At 39.2% G+C, this 22,629-nt stretch carries 19 protein-coding genes; 4 read left to right on the top strand and 15 right to left on the bottom strand.

All coding sequences use genetic code 11. The annotated features are described in order from the left end of the window. Window positions 1-589, top strand: a 589-nt coding sequence (locus BACCOP_RS07665; protein WP_007567930.1) for an IS66 family transposase, incomplete at its 5' end; no start/stop codon positions are given. A gap of 339 nt (window positions 590-928) precedes the next feature. Here the strand turns inward: BACCOP_RS07665 and BACCOP_RS07660 are convergent. From BACCOP_RS07660 to BACCOP_RS07630, 7 genes are all read right to left on the bottom strand, one after another. Next, complete coding sequence (locus tag BACCOP_RS07660; protein ID WP_007567926.1) at window positions 929-1,315, bottom strand: hypothetical protein; 387 nt, start codon at window positions 1,313-1,315, stop codon at window positions 929-931. Window positions 1,316-1,363: 48 nt separating this feature from the next. After that, entirely contained in the window at window positions 1,364-1,783 is a 420-nt protein-coding gene (locus tag BACCOP_RS07655) for a hypothetical protein (RefSeq protein ID WP_007567923.1), read from the bottom strand. A gap of 12 nt (window positions 1,784-1,795) precedes the next feature. Continuing rightward, window positions 1,796-3,172 carry a hypothetical protein gene (locus BACCOP_RS07650; RefSeq protein ID WP_007567920.1) on the bottom strand — a complete coding sequence of 459 codons (1,377 nt, stop codon included), beginning with the start codon at window positions 3,170-3,172 and terminating at the stop codon, window positions 1,796-1,798. Window positions 3,173-3,262: 90 nt separating this feature from the next. After that, window positions 3,263-4,363 (bottom strand): DUF4268 domain-containing protein, encoded by a 1,101-nt coding sequence (locus BACCOP_RS07645; protein ID WP_007567918.1) that lies wholly within the window; start codon window positions 4,361-4,363, stop codon window positions 3,263-3,265. A gap of 27 nt (window positions 4,364-4,390) precedes the next feature. Continuing rightward, window positions 4,391-6,214, bottom strand: coding sequence for an Eco57I restriction-modification methylase domain-containing protein (locus BACCOP_RS07640; protein WP_007567916.1), 1,824 nt, complete (start codon window positions 6,212-6,214; stop codon window positions 4,391-4,393). After that, on the bottom strand, window positions 6,198-9,206 hold the full coding sequence (locus BACCOP_RS07635; RefSeq protein WP_007567914.1) for an Eco57I restriction-modification methylase domain-containing protein: 3,009 nt from the start codon (window positions 9,204-9,206) through the stop codon (window positions 6,198-6,200). The genes BACCOP_RS07640 and BACCOP_RS07635 overlap by 17 nt, the downstream gene beginning before the upstream one ends. A 67-nt stretch (window positions 9,207-9,273) precedes the next feature. Beyond that, window positions 9,274-9,477, bottom strand: a complete 204-nt coding sequence (locus tag BACCOP_RS07630) for a helix-turn-helix transcriptional regulator (RefSeq protein ID WP_007567912.1) — start codon at window positions 9,475-9,477, stop codon at window positions 9,274-9,276. Window positions 9,478-9,842: 365 nt separating this feature from the next. On the opposite strand from BACCOP_RS07630, the gene BACCOP_RS07625 reads away from it, so the two are divergent. Then, window positions 9,843-10,973 carry an ISAs1 family transposase gene (locus BACCOP_RS07625; protein WP_007565353.1) on the top strand — a complete coding sequence of 377 codons (1,131 nt, stop codon included), beginning with the start codon at window positions 9,843-9,845 and terminating at the stop codon, window positions 10,971-10,973. A gap of 87 nt (window positions 10,974-11,060) precedes the next feature. Here the strand turns inward: BACCOP_RS07625 and BACCOP_RS07620 are convergent, their stop codons facing one another. From BACCOP_RS07620 to BACCOP_RS07590, 7 genes are all read right to left on the bottom strand, one after another. After that, window positions 11,061-11,408 carry a hypothetical protein gene (locus tag BACCOP_RS07620; protein WP_007567909.1) on the bottom strand — a complete coding sequence of 116 codons (348 nt, stop codon included), beginning with the start codon at window positions 11,406-11,408 and terminating at the stop codon, window positions 11,061-11,063. A 19-nt stretch (window positions 11,409-11,427) separates the two neighbouring features. After that, a complete protein-coding gene (locus tag BACCOP_RS07615; RefSeq protein WP_007567908.1) occupies window positions 11,428-11,958 on the bottom strand; it encodes a hypothetical protein in 531 nt (176 codons plus the stop codon). 135 nt (window positions 11,959-12,093) lie between these two features. Further along, entirely contained in the window at window positions 12,094-12,993 is a 900-nt protein-coding gene (locus BACCOP_RS07610) for a hypothetical protein (protein ID WP_007567903.1), read from the bottom strand. A 184-nt stretch (window positions 12,994-13,177) separates the two neighbouring features. Further along, entirely contained in the window at window positions 13,178-14,212 is a 1,035-nt protein-coding gene (locus BACCOP_RS19235; protein ID WP_007567900.1) for an ankyrin repeat domain-containing protein, read from the bottom strand. Window positions 14,213-14,258: 46 nt separating this feature from the next. After that, entirely contained in the window at window positions 14,259-14,693 is a 435-nt protein-coding gene (locus tag BACCOP_RS07600; protein ID WP_007567899.1) for a hypothetical protein, read from the bottom strand. Beyond that, window positions 14,694-15,137 carry a hypothetical protein gene (locus tag BACCOP_RS07595; RefSeq protein WP_007567897.1) on the bottom strand — a complete coding sequence of 148 codons (444 nt, stop codon included), beginning with the start codon at window positions 15,135-15,137 and terminating at the stop codon, window positions 14,694-14,696. A 170-nt stretch (window positions 15,138-15,307) separates the two neighbouring features. Further along, window positions 15,308-16,393 (bottom strand): hypothetical protein, encoded by a 1,086-nt coding sequence (locus BACCOP_RS07590; protein ID WP_007567895.1) that lies wholly within the window; start codon window positions 16,391-16,393, stop codon window positions 15,308-15,310. Window positions 16,394-16,646: 253 nt separating this feature from the next. Here BACCOP_RS07590 and BACCOP_RS07585 point away from each other — a divergent pair, with 253 nt between their 5' ends. Together BACCOP_RS07585 and BACCOP_RS07580 are read left to right on the top strand one after the other, a co-directional pair. After that, the gene (locus tag BACCOP_RS07585; protein WP_007567894.1) at window positions 16,647-18,080 is read left to right on the top strand and encodes an IS4 family transposase; all 1,434 of its coding nucleotides are present in this window, start codon (window positions 16,647-16,649) and stop codon (window positions 18,078-18,080) included. A 214-nt stretch (window positions 18,081-18,294) separates the two neighbouring features. Continuing rightward, a complete protein-coding gene (locus BACCOP_RS07580) occupies window positions 18,295-19,647 on the top strand; it encodes an MATE family efflux transporter (protein ID WP_007567892.1) in 1,353 nt (450 codons plus the stop codon). Window positions 19,648-19,658: 11 nt separating this feature from the next. On the opposite strand, the gene BACCOP_RS07575 is transcribed toward BACCOP_RS07580, so the two are convergent. Beyond that, window positions 19,659-22,628, bottom strand: a complete 2,970-nt coding sequence (locus BACCOP_RS07575; protein ID WP_040311922.1) for an AsmA family protein — start codon at window positions 22,626-22,628, stop codon at window positions 19,659-19,661. Between the last annotated feature and the right edge of the window lies 1 nt (window position 22,629).

Here is a 22,629-nt window from a genome sequence, read left to right as displayed (position 1 = left end):
CGACGGAGAAGACTCAAAGGTGCTTCATATAGGATGCTGGACACACTGCAAGAGGCTGTGGGTCGATGCCTTGCCATCAGACAGAACTGCGATGGATATAATAGACCCTATCGGTGATATGTTCAGAAATGAAGACTTGTTCCGCACAATGAAACTCAGCGGTGAGCAGATTAAGGAAAAAAGACTTAAGCTTACGAGACCTATTCTTGAACGTATCCATCATAAGGTGGTCATGATGATGCAGGATACCAAACTCATGGCAAACGAACTGATGAGAAAGGCTGTGAACTATACGATAAACCAGTGGAAATCCCTGAAAAATATCCTCAAGGACGGTTCTGCGGAAATATCGAACAACCTCTGTGAGCAAAGGATGAAACCTGTAAAGCTGCTGCTCAAGAACTGTATGAACATAGGCAGTGAGGATGCAGCAGGAAACTCGGCATTCATCTTTTCTCTGATAGAAAGCTGCAAGCTTAATGATATAGCCCCTCAGGATTACCTGAAGCACTTGTTTGAATGTATTCTTCATGGTAAGGACTGCGACAAGAAGGTCCTTCTGCCATGTTTTTATAAATCGGAATGTTAAAACTAAACTATTTTCTTGCGGACATTTTTATTTTATCGGCTGAAAAACAGCCGATAAAATTGTCGTGGCGGAAAATAGAATGGTTACCTCATTCTTTAAGAATTTATCAAGATATGACCATATTAGTTAATTCTTACTAGAGTGAATATGATTCTTAATTTTATCCCAAAATTTAAAATCCGAGTCTATCGGGGAACGGTGTATATAATTAAATTCAATAGGTTAGGCTGCAATGTGTGTCAAGGCGAAGAATAGAATGGTTACCTACTCTCTATTAAAATTGGCGCACCATCCGTAGTGGGTGATGCGCCTTTTTTATCAATCGCAATAGTAGAAATACTATAGTCCAAAAAACATCTTATATTCGTTCTCGATTTCACCCATACTCATATATGGGAAATCACACAACGTATCAAGAAGGTCTAACGCCTGCTGCTCCCCTTCGTTAATAGGTCCATCACATGTGCACATATATACAAAGAATGTTTTAATCATGCGTTTTTTTGCGATTGAAATATTCTTAATCTGACTATATGCACTAACTGGGTTGTGAAAATAGTTCTGAAAAAGTTGATATGCGGTTTGTGTAGGCTTGATTGCTCGTTGTACAAATTGAACGAACTTCATTTCTTCAGGAGTCGGTTCTTGACCATATCCATCAGCTTCAGTTATGGAGGCAGTACCTAACATAATTACCGCTTTCTCTTGTTCTGTAAATGTTATCATAATTATTTGATTGTTAAAATTATAACCTGAATTGTTTCGGTATTAGAATTAAGGCTGAATGTCAAGGTATTCTATATCAATGCCTCTATCCAGCATGTGAAGAACACACTTAGCTACCATGCGGTTAACAAGATGTAGTGTTATGGAATAATCACTAAAATCTACCGTTTTAATACCCATCATGGTAAGTGCGACTCCTTTTAGTTCAATTTTGTTCGTTGTATCTGATACTAATGTCATCAATTTGGGCTGCATCATCTCTTGATAATTTCCCATTGCATCGCGTACATCTGTATTAATCATTCGCACCAAAAAACCTTCGGTTGGGGTTACTGGTGCACCTTTCGTTAATTCTCTAAAATCAGAGTTTTTGATAATTAGGGCTCTACCGCAATGCTGCATCCCCATGACAGGCACTCCACGCTCATAACGTTGATGCCGTTTTGATATTAATGTTAGATCTTGCATAATTGTTATTTATTAGTTTTTGAAACCATTAATTATATCATAATTTGTTCCAACCAACAAAAGAAGATGGTGCATCGCACCTGAATAATTAGCGTCCCAAATACCGACAACACAGGGAATATTAAAAAAAAGACCAGATTTAGATACATCTCGATATAATTCATACAAGTTGATACCTAAGACAGAAATAGATTTCATGGACTTATCTTGTCTTATAGTGATTCGAATAAAAAGAATGGCTGTTGATATTATTTTATTATATTCATGATGCAAATGGAATTTTGGAAATAGGCTTATATTGTCTGTTGAAATCACAATCTCTCCATTATCTAATTGTTTTTGATTACAGTTAGCCTCGCAAACTCCAATCTCCTCCAATAATCTATCATAGGTAATAGATGTTCTTTTGTATGGAGGTTGAATATATCCATATTTATCATATGGTTCAATTTGGAAGAAACGTTCTAAACATTTTATATTTTCAAATCCGTTTTCTTCTTGAATACGACAGTTATGAGCAGAATCAAGCTCTTTCAAAAAAACTGATAATCCTACCAATGAGTCCTGCTTTACTATATTATATTGAAGCATTTTGGTTGCAAAACCTAAAAATTGCTGTTCTCCTAATGATACAGCATCTCTAAGGCTAGCGTCCATTGAGTCACTTGTCACACCAACAACAGTTTGATTCTGCTGCATCATTAACGCATTTTTGTGATATTCTAGTTTGTATGAAGTTTCAATCGGACAACTTTTAAATGCTTCAAACATACCATAGCAATAACTATATTGAGCATACGAACCAAGATTGTTGTCCATTAGAATTGCGGTCATTTCTGCTCGAAATATATCAAAGAGTCTTGCATAACTTGAATATATTTCTGCGTCCCAAAGTACGTTTTCATCTTTATGATAATATATGTAAGAAACAAGACCTTCTACCGCCAGTTTAAGTAAAGAGTATTTATAGTCACTAGGAAACCTAAGTAGGAACATCTTGTCTAAAAGGACTAAAACAGACATACAAAAACCATAGCATTCATACCTGTTGTTCTCAATTATACGACGATATAAATTGCTTTCAACAAGGGAACAGAATAAAGAAAATCTAGATAGTATCTTATTTTGAACAAGGTCTGTTTCGTATAAGACCCAACTTAAATACATACTAGAGAACCACTGCCCATTTTCTATAGTTCTGTTTACAAGGTTCCAAACTTGTTCAGTATCATAAAGATATGTTTGAACATAGTCTGCTTTTGAACCTCGATCTCGCATTATAGCACATGTTTTATACTCATTAGAATAACGAGTTTTTACCAGAGGATCAAGGAATAAAAGATAATCTTCTGACTGTTTGTACAATAATGTTTGATAAATATTTATCATCTTTATTCTTTGGTTATATTAGGTAAATCGACAAATTGTATTCAAAGTTAGAAAAAGCGTATGGGGATATATTGGGAACATAATCTGACACTACTTCTTAAATCCCCTAGATGCTTGATTGAAGGCTTTGATAAAAGCTGAAGTGCGCTCTGTGAAGAACTCGAAAATTTCCTGATGGTCATCCTCGTTGCAATATGTCAGAGACTTTGCTTGGGCAATACGGCATGTTACTCTATCGTCAAGTCTTTGCCAGTCAAGAGTGCCTAATTGATTCTCTAACTTGTCCTTTTGACTGTAATAGTAATCATAGACGCGTTTATTCAAGTCCTTGTCACCCGTATTGACGTAAATTTCTGTTCGTGAGAATGTTTTACTAATGACGATATTTACACTTACACCAGGGATGCCAATGCCACCTTTTCCTAACCAACTGTCGGGTGTTCCTGCTGAACTTGCATAATCTCCGTTGACTTGTTGGTTGTAGTCAATGAATTTTTGCCAGAACTCCGAACGTTCGTTATGCCGTTGACGGGTAGCTGCTGCTTGTGTCGTCTCGGCCTTTTTCTTCTCTGCCATCTTGATAACATAGTCCTCTGCATCCTTCATCGGAATGATTTGGTCGAAGTCAACAAGTAGTTTGCCGTTATAGACAAAAGGCGATACCTTGTAACAGCGAGCATCAATTCCGTAGTTGCGAAGCCAGAGTACGGAAGATGTTATCTCTCTGCGGAAATTGGCAGCAACAAAGAATATGCGCTGAGTATTCTCAAGGTTCAAATCCATCTCCTCAAGATCATCTATATCATAAAATGCACAGATTTTTTCGATAGCAATATCTTTCGATTCTCCAAGATACTTAGCGTATATCTCAATGATTTCCTCCTTTGAGAGGCTGGAACAATACGATGCATACTTGATAGCTTGCCATGTGACATCACGTCCAGAGTCATCAAGTTTATTCTCAATGACAACAACGTTTCCTTGATCGTCAAGTGCCAACAGGTCAAGACGTTCACGAGTGTCAGAGAAACCATCAAACTCTTTCTGGATGATAAGTAACTTTTCGCCAAGCACTTCTGGGTTCTTGGCTATCCATTCCTGCAGATGCTGCCTTTCCTTAATATTCTGATCCTTGAAGGAGGTTGATTGAGCAGGAATAAGTTTATTATTGTCGGAATCAACTATGTACATATTCTATCAGTATGAATTACTTCGTTACTATATTGCTACTTGATAAATTTCTCGGATATATTCATCTATCTCTTCTTTTGATTTCAAAGAGAGAAGATGTTGCTTCTGTTCTGCTGTAAATGGATAGATACCGAACGACTTAACGTAGTTCTTTGCATACGAGTAATAACCAGTCGAATATGGTTTGCTCGTATTCTTCATGTAGTAGTCGAATACACTTGATTCCAAGACCTTTTTCAAGAACAGCAATTCTGTTTCCGATTCATTGTAGATGGCATAACCGCAATAAATCATCATGTCCTTTTGAGAGGTGTAGACGAAATGCGGAAGGTCACTCATATAAGGGAAAAGCAACTTCTTGCCAGAGTCGGCAATTGCCTGGGTACGTCCAAAAGCATACCATGCTTCATATTCACCCTCACCCTTATCTCGCTTATCAAGAACATAACGGCAATCTAGAAGATACTTATACGCATTAGGATAATATGCCAAAAAGAAATCCTCTGCTATCACGTTGCATTCTGCATCGTAAGGAGAAATGATCTTTTCCTCCTTCTCGCTTATTTCTGCCTCACTCTTCAAAATGTTCGGCTTTATGATGTCTCGGCAAATACCTTTCTCAATAGCATATTCCTTTCCCTCGCGAACAAGGTAATGATAGTTATCATCTGTACGCACAGGACGGAAGATAAACACGTCATTAGCGAGCGTAGCAATACCGTTCTTGATAACGTATTTATCGCCAAGTGCCTCTCCTGCATTCTCAATGAGACGGATGTTTTCAAGTACCTCGTTTCTATTTAAATGCCATCCACGATGATTGTCTAATGAAGAGTAATTGATTCTACTGTAAACAAAGTTCTTCTGTGCTTCAACGTCAGCTACATCAGCCTTAACGTAAAGCAATGATTCGCTTTGCTTTTTTGACATGAAAGTCAAACAAGTGTATGCCAGTTTCTTTTTGAAGACAAGTTGCTGCCCGAAATCAACTATACTCAATGATAGGTGATTATCTGCAAAATAGTTTCGTAAAGTACGTGCGTTTACACTTTTGAAGAATGTATTTACAGTAATGTAGCCAAGTAATCCATTCTCGTTCAATGCTGTCAAACCTATCTCAAAGAAAGGAATGTAGAGATCTGCATTTCCAACTTTTGAGGTACTCCAGAGAGGAAGGTTCTTCTTCGTTTCTTTGTCAATGTGCTTTGAACGGACGTATGGAGGATTGCCGACAATAATGTCTAAACCATTGTTGTTCGCAACATTCGGCATTGTTCGGAAGTCGAAAGTAAGCGAATCTCCAGTAAACAGGTTGAACACATCCTCCTGAATGATTTCACCATTCTGTAAAGCAACAAGAGCAAGCATTATCTTTGCACGATTTACGTTAGTTGCGCTAATGTCAACTCCATAAAGGTGGGCAAAAATGTTACTATACTGTTCTCCGGTATGCTCATGAATGTACTCTGCTAACGTATATAGGAATGCGCCACATCCACAAGAGATGTCGGCACAAAGGCATTCTGCCAAAGGCTTTTCGACAGAATGCATAACCTGACGAACAATGTAATCACGAATGTACTTAGGTGTATAAACAGCTCCGTTGGCAGTCTTTTCTGCATCAGGAATGGCTAACTCAAATAAACTGATAACATTTTCTATCGTACATTGAGCTGCAAGGAGTTCAATGTCTGCTTCGAGTTCATCATTTTCAGCATCAACAAATGCAGAAAGATAACCATTGCCAAGTTCTAGGTGATTGAATCTAGCAAATGCAGTTACAACGAGTTGGATCAGTAATGCTTCGTTGTCCGAGTATTTCTCTATGAGTGCTTTAATCTTCTTGTCCATAAGGATTTCTGTCAAACCTGTGAGTTGAATAAATGATGCCTTTGTCTTCTATGTTCAAACCATAGAGCTTATCGCAAATCTGATCAAGTTCTGCCCAAAGCGACTTCAACGAATTTTCAAGGCCAGTTGTCTGTCCACCGATGCTTGTGCGGATTTGTTCGTTGGTTTCTTCGATTCTCTTAGCCACCTTTGCAAGTTTCTTTATCTGAGGTTTACATTCTACGAATGCATCTTTAGGAACTGGCACTGGATTAAGAAACTGCTTGTTAAACTTGTAATATCCACCTTGCTGTGGATTCGCAATCGAACGAGCAAAGGCACAGAAGATAGTAGAATTGACAATAGCGGACAATGCGTAAAGTTTCTCTTCTGTCATGTCAGAAACCTGAACGAAAAACATATTAGCATTGTCACAATACACATGTGTATCTGTGATTACGGCTGCCTGTGGGTACTGAGCCGTCATTGGTACTGCAAGTTTCTTGTAAACTGCACCATGATTGTTGGCACGAGTGAATAAATGCCAATGTTCAGCCGCAGTATAAGATTTGTTCTTTTCTGGCAATGTCTGGACACTTGACGTAATAAGTGCCTTATGCTTTGTTAGGTAATTGTAAGCACGAGGGTATCTATCTTCAATATCATTGATACTCAGTTCGGTTACTTCTCCATCGTCTGTGACATCGTATGGGAATAATGCGTATGTCGTATAGTCTCGCTTTGTCAGTGGTGCAAAATGCTCATTACACAAAAGTGGTTTACAAGCATCTTTTTCAATAACAATATGCTCGTCTATGACGCTGTGGCCATAGATAAGGTCATTCTCTATCTTATCAACATGAATTTGGAAGGCATCATTCCATAGAACTTGCACGCCAACTTTTACGTTGCACACGTCCTCTAATGTGCCTAAGCTCTTCGTCAAACGTATACGTAAGGCATTCATCTGAGCGTTTTCAAAATTCCAAGGAGTGTCAGACAAAGTATCTGCACTTAACAACATGTTTTTATTCGAGCAAGAATTGTAATACCATACATGGTTGTTGTTTTCACGATTATTATCACACACAACAATTGCTACGTAGGTAAGTCTGCCAGCGAAGAGATCTGTTTCTTCGTAGTCATGCACACCGTTCAGCAGCCTACGAGTTGTAAGAAGCTCACGAATGCCTTTGCCGTACTCTGTCTTGAAGAATCGTTTCTGTACGATAAAGCCTAAACGACCATTAGCATTAAGTAGGTTGATACCTTTTTCAATAAAAGGAATTGCAAGGTCAATCTTTCCATTCTTGCTTGAAGAATAGAATCTCTTTATGTAAGCAGCCATGTGAGGTAAGCCAACATTATAGTTCTTTACTTCCACATATGGAGGGTTACCTACTACAAAGTCAAAGCCACCATTCTCAAACACAGTGGGGAATGACGATTCCCAATCGAAAGCGTTTGTTTCCTGGAGTTCCCTCATGTTGTCTGCAATCGCAGGAAAATGCTGCTCAATGTCTGTACCAACCAAGGTGTTACCGCAACGGATATTTGCACCAATACCTTTGAGTATCTGGGAACCGAGCAAACCGACAGCATCAAAATCCTCTGGAGAATAGTTATCAATAAGACGTAAGCAAAGTGACATCTTAGACACTTCCACTGCTTCAGGATTTATATCAACACCATAGATGCAATTGTTAATGAGTTTACGTCTGCCGTTGATATTTAACACGGGATATTCCAAATCTGCATAGAGTTCTGCATCACAGTCCTGATTACGCTCAAGTTTCTTTTCTATCTGTTTAATCAGATAGTCGTATGCGCCAACAAGGAACACACCACTACCACAAGCTATATCTATGATTTTGAGATTAAAAATCTGCTCAATAGTAAGGTTGGCTATAGTGTTGAAAGGTATAGTACATTCAATGACCTGATTGACAAGAGCCTCTGGTGTTGTTACGGCTCCGTTGCTTTTCTTAAACTCTGCCTTGAGTTCATCCGTTACAGACGAGCCATCAACCACAAGTTGGTAGCCAAGGAAAAGATCATATATATCGCTTAGCGTTTTCAATGGGATAACATCAAAACGGTAAGGAGATGGGTAGTAGAGATTTGCAAGGAAAGATTCAAATACACCATTATCTATCTGCAAAGATTGCAATGAAGGAATCTTCTTGAACATAGGTCCATCATAATGGTCATAGAAATCACCATACGAGCTATTCTTAAATTCTTCCCAGAAATTACCCTGAGCAAACTTGTTCAATAACCCATCAACTTCCAATCCTCGTGACTCGCATACTCGTATAAACAGAATTCGGTTTATGATTGTTTGTACATAATAACTGAGTACATTAACACTCTCAATTTCGTTCTGGTCTATAATGGCTTTGGCAAATGCTATACGAGCCTCACCAAGCATCTTTGAGAAGTTTTCGTCAAGAGCGTTTCCTTTCTGCTGGATAAATTTTACATTACCAGCCAGAACATTGGTACGAGAGAGGAATGTGTCTAAAGTATCAAACTTTTCAACATATTCATCTGCTGTCGCATAAAAATGTCTTGCATAATTTGCTTCATCGTTAATACGCGGCATATAAGAGCAGTCATAAATAGCTAACTGTTCAAAGTTGGTAACGATTGAAAAAGGAGCTCCTATAGACCAACCATAGGAACGAATCTGAAAAGCAACATCCTTGCCTGTTTCAATGTTCACATCAAGATTTTTTGCATCTACGAATACCAAAGGTACTTTGCCATTTACAAGAGTGTAGTCTGGACGTACATTTGTAGAACCAATTGCTTTTAGTTTCTGACGCTCCTCTTTGTCTAATGTACGCTCTGTAAGAACCTGATGAGTATCTTGCACATTCCACCCGAACACAGATAGAAGTTCGTCAATCCATGTTCGCATGGTTGCTTCCGACGCACCTTCGAGGCTACCGTCTGTTTTTGCTTCCAAGAAGCGATTAACCAAATTCTGAAGATTATTTATGGTGCTCATAATTGAAATTCTGTAACGATTATGTGAAGACACATCAAAAACGCTTACTCGTCAAACTTGGGAATTATTACCCTTCGTTGCCAACAAGCAAGTCTCTTATGTCAACTTCCAAAACCTCGGCAATCTTTGATAAAGTAGGGATATCTGGCTGTGCTGCATTTGAACACCACTTGCTCACAGTACAGTTGCTTTTACCAATCTGCTCTGCAAGCCATTTTCCAGTTCTCTTCTTCTTAACCAATACTACCTTAATCTGATTAAACTCAGCCATCGTGTAAAATGTTTTAATTTTGGCGCAAATATAATAAAACAAATTGAGAAAACATCAAAACATTCTAACAAAGCTTCATTTTAATCACGGCTCTTTCATTTAAAACAACCTCTATAATCCTTGTTATTCTCCGAAAAACCATTATTTTTGCGCACAGCGATGCAGGAAGCACCGCTTCCGGTGTTTCTTTTTATCGTTCATATAAAATTATTTTTGTAGGCGGAAATCAAATGCGACAGAGGTCGTTTTTTGATTTCCGCCTTAATTTTCGCTATGCGAAAATAAGATTTATTTTGCTGATATGCAACATTTTGCATGTCTAATATATAAAAAAGAAACATGCATTCTGCCGTCGTGGCAGCATAATGAAACATCTGAAAGAATTTGTGAAATCAGTGCCGGATTACCGCAGGACAGACAAGGGAAACTACAAATACAAGCTGGAAGATATTCTTCTCCTTGTAATACTCGGACGGCTGGGCAAGTGTATGACAAGACCGGATATAATCAGATTCGGCGAGCGTAATCTGAAACGCTTCCGCTCTTTAGGAATTTTGTTGGACGGTGTGCCTTCTGAACCTACGCTCTGCCGTATATTCAAACATATTGATGATGAAGCCATGTCTGAGCGGATGTCTGAATTTACCTCCACCTTCCATGATGAGCTTGTCGGTTGTGCCGGAGACATCCTCTGTATTGACGGCAAGGCAATGAGAGGGACGGTACTTGAAAACGGACGCACCCCCGACATCGTATCCGCCTATTCCCTTGAAGGAGGTTTCACCCTTGCCACGGACATGTGTGAAGAAAAAAGCAACGAGATAACTTCCGTACCCAAACTGTTGGACAAGGTGGATGTGTCAGGATGCATAGTTACGGCAGACGCCATGTCCTTCCAGAAAGCCATCATAGATAAAATCCGGGAAAAAGGCGGTGATTTCCTTATCGAGCTGAAGGCAAACCAGAGAACTCTGCGATATGGGGTTGAGGACAATGTCGAACTTGCAGAGCCTGTGGATGTATATTCGGAAGGCCCTTTTCTTGAACATGGCAGAATAGAGACCAGAGTATGCCGTATCTTTCGTGGAAATGACCTGATTACGGACAGGAAAAAGTGGAATGGAAATCTGACGGTTGTCGAAATACGGACTGCAACGGAGAGAAAATCTGATGGTCAGAAATCTTCCGAGAGGAGGTTCTATGTCTCCAGTTTTCACGGAAGTGCCAGGCGGCTGAGTACAATAGCCAGAATGCATTGGGCAATAGAAAGCATGCACTGGGACCTTGACCGCAACCTGAGGCAGGACTTCATCAGGCGGAATAGTGCAAGGTCCGCCAGAAACCTTGACACGATACAGAGGATAGTACTGGCAATACTTTCTATATGGAAAGGTAAAAGGAAAAAGCTCTCCGACAAGGCTAAGGGAACGGCCGAACTTATTAGAGAACTTTCTTTGGACTTTACCGCAATGATACATATGCTGGATCAAAAATGAGATAATTTGTAATTTCAGAGGATTCGTAACGTTTTGGGTATCAATCATAACAAAATCCCTACTTCCCATAAGAAGTGGGTGGGGGAATTATGTGCCTTTATCTAAGCTTAAATGAAAGAGCCGTGCTTTTGCAATACCTGAATTACGACAAAAGACCCTATCAAACAACTCATCATAAAAGAATGTAGTGTTATTTAAACCGATTTGCAAACTATCAACGCTATTTATATAAGTGATGTACTCTTTATTTTGGTAAATAAGAGTTGCCGTTGGATGTTGCCTTGAACTGTATTCCAGGTCTAATTTAATTATATCACAGGTAATATTATCCCGGGTTTCAGAGATGTGTGTTTCTCTGGCACTAATTAAAAACATAGATACTGTAAAAAGACCAAGACCTAAGTTTATCAGCATTATGACAATTTTTCTTCTCATTTATCTCATGTTTAATAGTTTATTCCCCTTTTTTATACGCTATGAATAACTCCATCACGTTCTCTTTATATTTAACACCACCTGCAACACTGATAAGATGTTCTATATCCCATTTGTTCTTTTTTGAAATAATGCCAGATAAACTATTTTCTTCCAAAGCAAAAAGAAGGTCAAGAAATGTTTGTTGATCTTTGGCGATATAACTCATAATACGTTCATCATCTGCCCAGTCCATTTCTACAACCTCGCCAGTTTCTTTAAGAATGGCAAGCGGGAAAGCCTCCCGCCATCCAAAAAAAATAAACCGTTCTGTTTCTTTCAACTCATCAGATTTATTGAAACGGAATATCATTATTGTTAACTTGGACACATCATAGTTGCAAACCAAATCTATAACAGCATCATTCTGCTTTATAATGGTATGCGCTTTATTATTCCCGATAAATAACTCCTCCAAATAGATTTGAGCAAAACCTTCAGGCATCATCGAGAACGCACATTCGTTTGGAGTGATAGCCTTAATTGCGGTTACAAATTCTGATGCTGTCATAGTTTATAATTCTTTGTTAGTAGTTATCAAGCCCACTGGATATATCTTCAACAAAAGTATTTATGCTTACATTTTTTCGCTGACATCTTCTGAAAGAGGAAAGACCAATTGTTTTGATTTCCTTATTTGTCAATTTCATCGACAACCCTCCTTCTGAGAATCTTCCCACCAATGTTTTTTTTCTTCAGGGTTAACTATTTCAGATTGCCATTCTTCCCATTCAGGACTATTGTATTTGGGATTAACATGCATATCTTCGTCACCAATATCAAAATCAAAAGTATATGGCAGGCGATAATCCCCCCAAATGCATCTTTTTACAGCTTTGGTTTTATAGCTTTGCCATATACCGACATAATTGCGATTATTTAACTCGCCACCTCCTGCATCTATATCCAAACATACCTTTTTATTGGCTTCGTCTATATAGCAATATGCACCATATGTGCCTTTGAAAAATCCAGTTCCGAATTGCTCTTTATCTTCCGTAAACAAATAGTTGCACACCATGACATAATAATTAGGACTATCCGGGTCATTAGCCCTTTCCCATACCTTGTATATATGTTCAATAAATATTTCTCCTATAAAATCACATATATTCTTTCCCACTTTTGTTTTACCATTTACCGTGAATGTTAGGGAATCTATACGTTCAACTTCCGGATGGATAAATATTTCAATCCGGGTATATTTGTCACCAAGTATTCCGTTAAATGAAGTTTCCTTGTAGTATGACTCACCATCTATATTTTCATACGTGAATTGTTCTGAGTTGAACAATGCCCTTTCGAATACATACCCGTTTCCCAAAAGTTCATGAGTAATATCGACAAATTTTTCGGAGTTGTCCGGTATAAGCCATTTCTTATATTCAGAACTGAAATCAATTTGATTGCAGTCAACGTATTCTCTCAATTTAGGGTAGTAATATGGATTGTATTTTTTGCTTTGGGCGAATATCACAGAACTATTGGATAGCATTATGATTTCCATCAATACAATCTTATTTATCATCTTCTGCCACTTCTTCATAAACAAAATAGATTAACCATAATTGTACAAAGTTACTTTATTTCTTCGATAATACTTTTATTGGGAAAAGGAATAATCTGTGTATCAGATTGTTTTTAACACATTAATTACCTCACGAACACATTGCTCATGATAGAATACTCAAACAAATTACGATGATGACGATACGTACTTTCATTTAATCTTAATCTTCAATCATTTTCAATAGTCTTCTTTTTGCTTTTAAATCTCGGTTGGAATCTGAAAAATCAGGATCTTTTATTTCATCAATCAGTTCTTTGCGGACGGATGTTCTTCTTTCATACATAGGCAAATCGGGGTCTGCTCCGTGCTTGAGTAACTCCTCGGCTACAGTATAGTGTCTGAATAATATTGCTATTTCCAAAGGAGTGGAATTAAGCTCTTTGAATCTGAAATTGGGGTCAGCGCCATTTGCAAGACAATAGCGGACGAGCTCCAAATCACCCTGTTGAGATGCTGCTTCAAGCGGAGTTAAAGGGCAGATTCCGCAATGTCTGCTGACAAACTCATTGGCAAAAGCTATGTTTATATCAGCTCCGTAGTCAAGAAGCAATCGGACATATTTTATTTTCTTGTCTTCATCCCAATATCGGCCACATACATCTGAAATAGGGATATAAATGCTCTTATTGCTGTCTATTACTACTTGATTTGGGTTGGCTCCATGCTTCAATAGGGCTTCGACGGCACGTATTTTATCATCCGAAATGGCATAAAACAGAATCGTCTGGTTGAACTTACTTTCTTTGTAGGATAACAATTCAGGTGATTGGGATAGAATCCGGTCGATTTCTTTTACATTCTGGCGGTTGATGGCTTTGGCAAGTTCCTCACAAGGGGTATCTCTGTATAATCTGTAATCATCCGCAGTTACATGTTTTTTGTCTATCGGACCGTCCGTAAAATACCAATATCCGACATATATCGCTCCAAGATAAAATAGAAACGGCAAGATGGCAGGAAGGTATCTCCTGTATTTAGAATACATCCATACGCTAACCCAACAAATACCCAAAAGAATGAATGAATAGGAATTGACAGCAACAAACCATGCGAATGCTTCACTTACATTGGAAGGATTATCAAAAAAGAAGATGGTGGAATATAACACAAGAGGAGCTGCGAGTATCGGAAGCAAAACGATGATACACACTATTTTTAATGCCGCCGGGTAATTCTTAAAGTCTAATTTCATCATGTTGTAATAAGAATGAATGAAGCTTTCTACACACAATTAATAACAACTATTTCTCTTCATTTTTAGAATTTAACTGCAACTCAACTCCGTCTATTGTTATCGAAGAGCTACGCAGCAATGCGACATCGATTATATGCTCTGTAGTTTGTAACATATAATGGGCTATATTAAGCGTGCTGCCATATAGTTGTTTCTCGCCAGCATCTTCCAACCACTTTATAAAATTAGAGTTTTCAACTTTAATCAAGGTTGCTGATGTTTTAGGAGCATTCACAAAATCAGCCCACCGGAAATGTTCCAAGGTGACTCTGTATGAAAATACATCCGAGAATGTTATTTTGATAGTTCGTTCTTCACGGAATGAGTCCAATTCAACCACTAAATCGGTAGCATTATATTCAATACTTGATAAGGAACATTCTCCTGCAATAATTTGCAAAGGAATCCATTTTTCTGTCTTAGAAGAATTTGTCATCATCATCTATTTTAGAATATGTCGGTAAAAGACCGCATTGTTATCTACCCTGCCACCGGAGTTGATATTATATTCAGATGGAACATAAAGCGTATCTCCAATGGTGACCATTGGCTTGGGGATATTGTATATCCCTTTAAATTTCCATATTTTCCCATCGCTGTTACGCTTTAGGAAATGAGCAAAAGTCCATGGTCCAACATCAAAATGAAACATCGTATAATCCGAATCAAAACAAATCACAGACTTATATCTTACGATTACAGTATCCTCTATCGAAACACATCCATCATGTCTTCCCCGCCATACAAGGCTATCTTGAACCTCCTTGGGAAGTTCCATGTACTTCACAGGTGTACCATCTGTATAATCAATGATTCGGCTATCAATAAACAAATAGCTTATCACAGACAAGACTATCAAGCCGGTTATTATTATCCACTTTTTCATTATTTTGTGTAATAAATGATAGTTTCGTTGCTACTCACACAAAGTTACTTTTTTCTTTGATAAAGCCGTCAGTTGGAGAACAAATTATCTGTGTATCAGATTGTTTTTAACACATTATTCTGCAAACACAACTGGTGATTAGAAGAATGTTTTTATTTTATCTCCGCAGATTAAACTTGTCTATTGTACAATGCAATAGCAGACTCAACTGATGCCTCTATGTAGTTTAAATAGCATCGACTAGTTTGGGACAATAGCCAAATGTAATAGCATACATACTCCTTTAAAAGCTGAGATTCACTTTGACGAAACTTTACGGTGATTATTTTCCCGTCATTCTCGATTGTTGCAATTTCATTGATGGTTGCTACATAATCACAAAGGATTTTTTTACCATCTACAATTTCATTATATGGCTTACGGTGATATTTTGATTCCAAGTAACCCAGATAAGCTGTTGGTGTTATTGCCGGATAGTAAAAGAAAGGATTTCCCAATACTCCTAACGAAAGAACTGAATCTGAGGTATGATTCATATAACCGTCGTCATCAGTTTTTATAAGGGAAATTTTAAAATGTGGAAATTCAAAGAATCTACTGCGCTTAGATTTACCCACTATGTTTTTATCATATTCAATGCATAGTTTCCAATTCCTTACAATCTGTTTAGAGAAACGAGCTATCTTAGAACCAGAACATTGCTTGTCATATGCATAATCATTGAAATACTTAATCAACAATCTATCAAACAGCTTGTTCCAAGCAGATGCATTCACATTCAGCTTCATTGATTTTGATTTCCGTTCATAATCCTCCACATTGAGTTCAAAATCTTTAAATGCTTCAAAGTCCAAATAGTTTTCTATGGTTATATATTCGCTACTTCTAAGAAATTGGCTGAAGGAATTTAAGTTCTCTTCTAATTTGAATTGTATAAACATAGAATCCTCATCAGGAGTTGCAATTATATGCTGGGTATTTATTTTTACTTTTATCTCATTGCTCATAAAACTATAGTCATAAAAGATTTTCCTTTCTTGATAAACAAAATTGTTCGGTTCGTCTATGGTCCTTTTTATAATATCCGGAAGTTGCCTATAATCAATTTTGAGATTAGGAGCATATATCTGTTGTATTAAAGCAATGTTTAAGCACGAATCTTCGACAAGCTTCTGAATCAGAGCGATGCATTGGGAGCCAAAATTGTATTTATGCTCCTGTAATGAATTATTTAAACAATCTATTACTTCTTTCATACTCGATTTAAATTTTAATATACCAGAGAAAACTAATCCGATTATGCGTATGACTTTATCTTTGCGCAAAAAATATAAGACGATGAAAACAATAATTGGTTCTATGCTAGCTTGTCTGTCGGTTTCTGTATCCGCCCAGACTGTAAATAATGTAGTAAGTGACTAAAGTTTCCCACCCCAATAAAGAGGGTGGGAAGTAACAGTAATTCAAATTTTCTTCGTAAATTAGAGGTACTTAATCAACTGATTTACAATGAAAAATAAGAATACTATTATAGAAGCAAAAATAGGTAATTTGAACGAACTTACCAAGGTTTTATCCGTTAAAGAACAAGCTCAAGAGCAACTTTTAGTCGTCATGAAGGCATTGGGCATCGGTAAAATCGTTCGGAATCTAAAGTTTGAGAAGGCTCAGGGCTATACCTTGACCTCCCTCTTCATCTCGCTCCTCATCATGCGCCTGTGGGGAAAGACAATTGCCTGTGCCACTTCCAATCATTTTCATGGACTTTGCGCCGTGTCAAAGAACACGCTGTATCGCGCACTTTTGAACGCCCGCATCGACTGGCGAATGCTTCTTACCAAAATCACCCTTCGCTTCCATGTCATTCTTCGGGAGCATCAGGTGAATACCGACGAGCATGACACTTGTGCCATCCTTGATGATACAACCTTTCAGAAAAGCGGCATTCGAATCGAAGGAGTCAGCAAGGTGTTCGGCCATGTCACCCACAATTTCATTAATGGAATGAAATGCCTGACACCAGCTCTCTCTGACGGGAAAAGCTGCTATCCCATAGACTTCTCCCTTCATCGTGAAAAAGGAAAGAAGAAGGATTACGGCTTGACCTTAAAACAGCGGAAGGAGCAGTTCAAGGAAAAGCGGAACGCAAAAAATCCGGACTATACACGCAAGGCGGAATGTGATGAGAGCAAGCTCGAAATGGCCAGACGCATGCTCTGTCATGCCGTGGGGCATGGTATCAACTTCAAGTATGTGCTTGCTGACAGTTGGTTTACATGCGAATCGCTCATACAGGCAGTCCGCGAGCTATGCGGTGGTTCAGTGCACTATATTGGTTTGGTCAAGATGAACCCCAAGTTGCGTTATCAGACAAGCAAGTCCAAACGTCCCCAAAACATCCATGAACAGATTGTAAGGTATGAACGTACAACTTCATGCTATTGCCGAAAGTACAAGTGCAAATACATTCAGCTTCATGCAAAACCGGGCGAACAGCCCATACGCATCTTCATCATCAAATACGGGCGAAGCACCCTTTGGAAAGTGTTGCTTACTACAGATACTTCCATGAACTTCGTCAGAGCCTTTGAACTTTACGAAAGACGCTGGGGCATAGAGGTCATATTCAAGGAATGCCGCGGTTATCTTGGACTGGGAAAATGTCAGAGTCGGAGCTACAACGCTCAGATTGCAGACACCACCTTGTGTTTCATGATGTATCAGATGCTCTCCTTGGCCAAACGCTTTTCAGAATACGAAACCCTGGGAGCACTATTCCGCTCGGAGCGTGACCGGCTGCAAGTGCTCACCCTGTGGAGCAGGACTTTGGAAGAAGTCAGGCATCTGCTGGAAGTTTTGTCGCGTGAAGCAGGAGTGGATCTGTTGACATGCCTATCAACTGTAGCCGCACGGCAAATGGCAGACTTCTTATTACTCAAATAGCTGATATGAGGGGGGAAAACTTTAGGTCATAATTAGACAATAACGGGAATTATTACTCTAATATACTGATTTTTCAAGGAGATTATAAAATAAAACAATGAAGTAATTAACTGAATTATAAACTTTTAAAACCTGAATCAGAAGCTATTTTCAACTCCTGATTCGCATTAATAAAAAATAACTACCTTTGCGCAATTTTTAAAAGAAGGCAAAGATGGGAAATGCATATGAAGAAAGATTAGGAACCGACCGCATGTTACCTCTTATATTTAAGATGTCACTTCCGGCGGTTGCAGCTCAGCTGGTAAACCTGCTATACAATATTGTCGATCGTATTTATATCGGCCACATACCCGGCATCGGAACCGATGCTTTAGCTGGAATCGGAGTAACAAGTGCTGTCATAATACTGATATCTTCTTTCTCTGCTATTGTCGGAGCAGGAGGAAGTCCACTTGCTGCCATTGCCCTGGGACAAGGAAACCGGGAGCGTGCCGGACAGATTTTAGGCAACGGATTCATCCTGCTGCTCATATTTACCATACTGACTTCCGCTACCACTTACTTGTTTATGGAGCCGATATTGCTCTTTACCGGAGCATCGGAAAATACAATAGGATATGCTACTGATTATCTTTCGATATATTTGCTGGGTACTCTGTTCGTGGAACTGTCAGTAGGACTCAATACATTCATCAATACACAAGGACGTCCCACCATAGCCATGTATTCTGTCCTTATCGGAGCAATATTGAATATCGGATTAGATCCTCTGTTCATTTTTACATTCGGTATGGGAGTAAAGGGAGCAGCCTTAGCTACTATCCTGTCACAAGCCTGTAGTGCCATATGGATAATTTCCTTTCTCACGTCGAAAAAAGCCTCATTAAGACTTGAATACCGCTACATGAAACTGCACAAAGGCATCATACTCTCCATTCTGGCGTTAGGAGTTTCACCATTTATCATGGCAAGTACAGAAAGCCTGGTGGGCTTTGTATTGAACAGCAGTCTGGAAAAATTTGGAGATATCTATGTCAGTGCACTAGCCATCATGCAAAGCGCCATGCTCATTGTAAGCGTTCCACTGACAGGTTTTGCGCAAGGATTTGTTCCCATTGTCAGCTACAATTACGGCCATCATAACCGGGAACGAGTAAAAGAATGCTTCAAAATAGTAGTCATCATCATGTTTTCATTCAATTTTCTATTGATTTCATTCATGATTCTATTCCCCTCACTAGTAGCTTCCGCCTTTACGAACGATGAAACATTAATAGAAACAGTACGCCAGGTAATGCCGATTTTCCTCGGAGGAATGACAATATTCGGATTACAACGTGCGTGTCAGAACATGTTCGTTGCTTTAGGTCAAGCTAAAGTTTCGGTATTCATCGCTCTATTGCGCAAAGTTATATTACTCATACCGCTGGCACTTATCCTGCCCCGTTTCATGGGGATGCCCGGAGTATATGCCGCTGAAGGAATTTCTGATGCAACGGCAGCCATCTGCTGTACACTTATCTTTGCCATACAGTTTCCACGCATTCTCCGCAAGATGGTATAAGAAGAGAAACCTTATTCAGGTTTTCTCTTCATAACCTGGCGGAAATCATTTACGATTTGCCGTCCCATATTGATACGTGTACTGTCTACTTTTCGTATTTCTACCGAAGTTACCGCATCCTTGTATTTAGCCTTGCCCAGTTTAAACTTCATCTTATCCAGATTTCCCGTAATATTCACTCCCATCTTAAAAGGCAGAGGCGACTTTAAAATAGAAATATGGTAATCGAAGTTCATGTCAAGTCCCTGAGTTCCTCCCACAGCCGCCTTATATCGGTCTATCTGCACAATAAAAGGATATACTGTCACATTGCCGTCCTTTATTGTCATATTCACCGAAATACTGTCGAACATGTTCCGCTCTTTGTTCTTAAACATCAGCATCTTCGATATTTCAGCAAAAGTTTCTCCATCCATCAGTACCAGACTGTCGCCCTTGATATGTACAGCCGAACGCAAAGACGGAATCTTGATATTCAGATTCGAATCAAGTACCGCCTCGGCAGCAGCTTCAAAATCAACAACTCCCTGGAACGAACGAAGCATCGGGACAATTGTATCCAGTGAAGGAGCAAATTCAACCAGCTTGGCTATATTGATTTTATGCAGCCTGAAGTCGAATCCGGCATATCCCTGCTTCTTCTCCTGAGCACGATAAACCAAAGTTGCATTCATCTGAGCATCCATCCCCTTCATGCTTAATCCTTTCAGATGAACAGCCTGATTCCGGATATCCACAGCTCCACGCACATCTTCGAATATCATCTTGTCATACTTCACCCTTTTCAAGTTAGTCTGGAGTTCAAAATCCAGACTCTTTGGAATTACAAATAACTCCAACGATGAAGCAGTAGTATCAACTTCAGCCTGAAGTGTATCTTCTGGGAAACTCAATGAATTGATAAGTTGATTACAGTCGAGGTTACGGGAAGAAACCTCCAGCTTCCCCCTCAACGGACGATGATGCTTCATCGTTCCATACAAATCGTATATGGCTCCAGTTGCCGTCAAATCGGAATGTCCCACCCGACAAGTTGCATTTTTCAGCGTTATCATCCGGTTACCTATCGTCACCGATGTTTTTTTCATACGTATAGGTAATGCAAATTCAGGAGTCGACATTCTCATACGACGGAAACCAATGATGCCTTTCGGAATCCAGAGTGAATCATGCAATTTTTCTGCGGTCACAGCAAAGCCTGCCCGATCCACCCCCATCTTTGTTTTCCAGGCACGGCAGAACATGGTATCAGCACTCAGCGAAAGAGAAACCTGAGGCATCGAAGGGTTCTTTTTCCCAGGCTGCAAGCGCACTGTAGCATCAGCTTTCTGACAGAATAACGCCAACGAATCGCCCATATTCCCTTTCAGACGATTCAAAGTAAATTTACATTCAACGTCTGTAATACGGGTAGTATCCTGGGGGTTAGTAGATTTAACCGACATAGTCAGTTTTTCTACATTCGAATTAGCCAGCTTTGACTGCAAGACCAGTTTATTGATTTCCGCACGTGCAGCCAGATTATCATTCCCGATGAAATTGAGCGAAGCATCACTCGCAAATTCAAATCCTTTATTAACATCCCGCAACTGCAAATTCGTCATCTTCAATTTTCCACCTAAACGAATACGTCCCAAATCCTGCTTCTTAATGGAAGACAGCCGACATTTCAACCGCAAATCAGCCTCCAGATCGCCACCAATAGTTACCCCCTCCTGCAAAGGAAAAGCCTGTGCCAAGGCAGTCAGATCTACTTTCGATTTTGTATTAAACGTTATATCTGGATCTTCCAACAGATTCATAATCTTTGCATCGGCCAGTATATCTGTATGAGCCCCCTGAAAATGAAAAATCTTCAAGTCTGCATACGAAGGCTGTTTACGCATTAAATCTACAAACGCATAAAAATCGGCCGTAAAATTGTCAATTCCATAAGGAAGTTTCTCATATTTAGCCGATGCTTTATCTATCTGTACCTTCAACGTAACGGCAGGCATCTGCTGCTTTCCATACCATCCTTTTACATCACCCTCCATTTTCACACTGCCTCTTGCCTCCATACTTTCACGCTTCAAAACACTCTCAGGAATCATATTGAATACCGTTTCCAAGGAAGGAGCATGCAGAGCATATGCAATATCCACGTTAAGTGCACGGCGAACTGTATCTCGCTTCAAGGTTCCCTTCACATCAAAGGTTATACCGTTTAATGAAATGTTGGCATCATTTAGTGTAAGTGTACGCGTAGAACGGTCCAGATCAAGAGAAGTCTTCAGGTCTGTCGCAACCTTATTGACCAGCAATTGTCCGTCCTGCCAGAAAAGTACATTATCATTGCTGAAACGCATAGCTAACTTTGAGTGTTCTTTCTGCAAAGAAGCTGTCAGATTAAGTGCAGCATTGGTCAGGCGGGCATAAACTCTTGTATCCCGGTCATCAAAAATAACATTTGCCCGCTTCAGCGATACCCGACGAATATCAATACCTCCCGACAAATCTGTCTTGCCAGAAGAAGCAGTATCAGCTACAGCAGTTGTATCAGAAGCTACAATATCCCAGTTGGCAATGCCCTCCCTACTCTTATAAGCGTAAACCGAAGCATCTTCCAATCCCAGATAGTTAAGAGTTATTTTTTTATTTATCAAATAATCTATCGGATTTACCACAACCACGCATTTGCCAAATGACAGCAACGAATCTGTTTTCTGCCATGCTGTATCACAGAACACTTTCGAGACAAGACTTCCATCGACCAACTTCAATCCGAAACGTGGAAACGTAGAGAAAAAAGTCAGTTCCACACTCTTCATCTCCAACTTGGCATTCAGTGCCTGATTAGCAGTTTTCAAGACTACCGGAGTTAACCTGGAAGGAGTAAACACAAAATTTATAGCAACTGTTATTGCTATCAGAATTAAAACAATCAATGAGCCGAAAGATATACCGGCTATTTTCAATATCCCTTTTGTACGCTTCTTCATA

The sequence above is a fragment of the Phocaeicola coprocola DSM 17136 genome, from assembly GCF_000154845.1.
GTDB lineage: Bacteria > Bacteroidota > Bacteroidia > Bacteroidales > Bacteroidaceae > Phocaeicola > Phocaeicola coprocola.
This window is presented reverse-complemented; position numbering and strand designations above follow the sequence as displayed.

Excerpts from the sequence above, each read along its gene's own strand:
- BACCOP_RS07625 (WP_007565353.1), top strand. The coding sequence starts at position 9,843 with ATGAAACATCTGAAAGAATTTGTGAAATCAGTGCCGGATTACCGCAGG.
- BACCOP_RS07630 (WP_007567912.1), bottom strand. The coding sequence starts at position 9,477 with ATGGCTGAGTTTAATCAGATTAAGGTAGTATTGGTTAAGAAGAAGAGA.
- BACCOP_RS07600 (WP_007567899.1), bottom strand. The coding sequence starts at position 14,693 with ATGATGATGACAAATTCTTCTAAGACAGAAAAATGGATTCCTTTGCAA.
- BACCOP_RS07590 (WP_007567895.1), bottom strand. The coding sequence starts at position 16,393 with ATGAAAGAAGTAATAGATTGTTTAAATAATTCATTACAGGAGCATAAA.
- BACCOP_RS07620 (WP_007567909.1), bottom strand. The coding sequence starts at position 11,408 with ATGAGAAGAAAAATTGTCATAATGCTGATAAACTTAGGTCTTGGTCTT.
- BACCOP_RS07635 (WP_007567914.1), bottom strand. The coding sequence starts at position 9,206 with ATGAGCACCATAAATAATCTTCAGAATTTGGTTAATCGCTTCTTGGAA.
- BACCOP_RS07645 (WP_007567918.1), bottom strand. The coding sequence starts at position 4,363 with ATGTACATAGTTGATTCCGACAATAATAAACTTATTCCTGCTCAATCA.
- BACCOP_RS07575 (WP_040311922.1), bottom strand. The coding sequence starts at position 22,628 with ATGAAGAAGCGTACAAAAGGGATATTGAAAATAGCCGGTATATCTTTC.
- BACCOP_RS07615 (WP_007567908.1), bottom strand. The coding sequence starts at position 11,958 with ATGACAGCATCAGAATTTGTAACCGCAATTAAGGCTATCACTCCAAAC.
- BACCOP_RS19235 (WP_007567900.1), bottom strand. The coding sequence starts at position 14,212 with ATGATGAAATTAGACTTTAAGAATTACCCGGCGGCATTAAAAATAGTG.
- BACCOP_RS07580 (WP_007567892.1), top strand. The coding sequence starts at position 18,295 with ATGGGAAATGCATATGAAGAAAGATTAGGAACCGACCGCATGTTACCT.
- BACCOP_RS07650 (WP_007567920.1), bottom strand. The coding sequence starts at position 3,172 with ATGATAAATATTTATCAAACATTATTGTACAAACAGTCAGAAGATTAT.
- BACCOP_RS07640 (WP_007567916.1), bottom strand. The coding sequence starts at position 6,214 with ATGGACAAGAAGATTAAAGCACTCATAGAGAAATACTCGGACAACGAA.
- BACCOP_RS07610 (WP_007567903.1), bottom strand. The coding sequence starts at position 12,993 with ATGAAGAAGTGGCAGAAGATGATAAATAAGATTGTATTGATGGAAATC.
- BACCOP_RS07655 (WP_007567923.1), bottom strand. The coding sequence starts at position 1,783 with ATGCAAGATCTAACATTAATATCAAAACGGCATCAACGTTATGAGCGT.
- BACCOP_RS07660 (WP_007567926.1), bottom strand. The coding sequence starts at position 1,315 with ATGATAACATTTACAGAACAAGAGAAAGCGGTAATTATGTTAGGTACT.
- BACCOP_RS07585 (WP_007567894.1), top strand. The coding sequence starts at position 16,647 with ATGAAAAATAAGAATACTATTATAGAAGCAAAAATAGGTAATTTGAAC.
- BACCOP_RS07595 (WP_007567897.1), bottom strand. The coding sequence starts at position 15,137 with ATGAAAAAGTGGATAATAATAACCGGCTTGATAGTCTTGTCTGTGATA.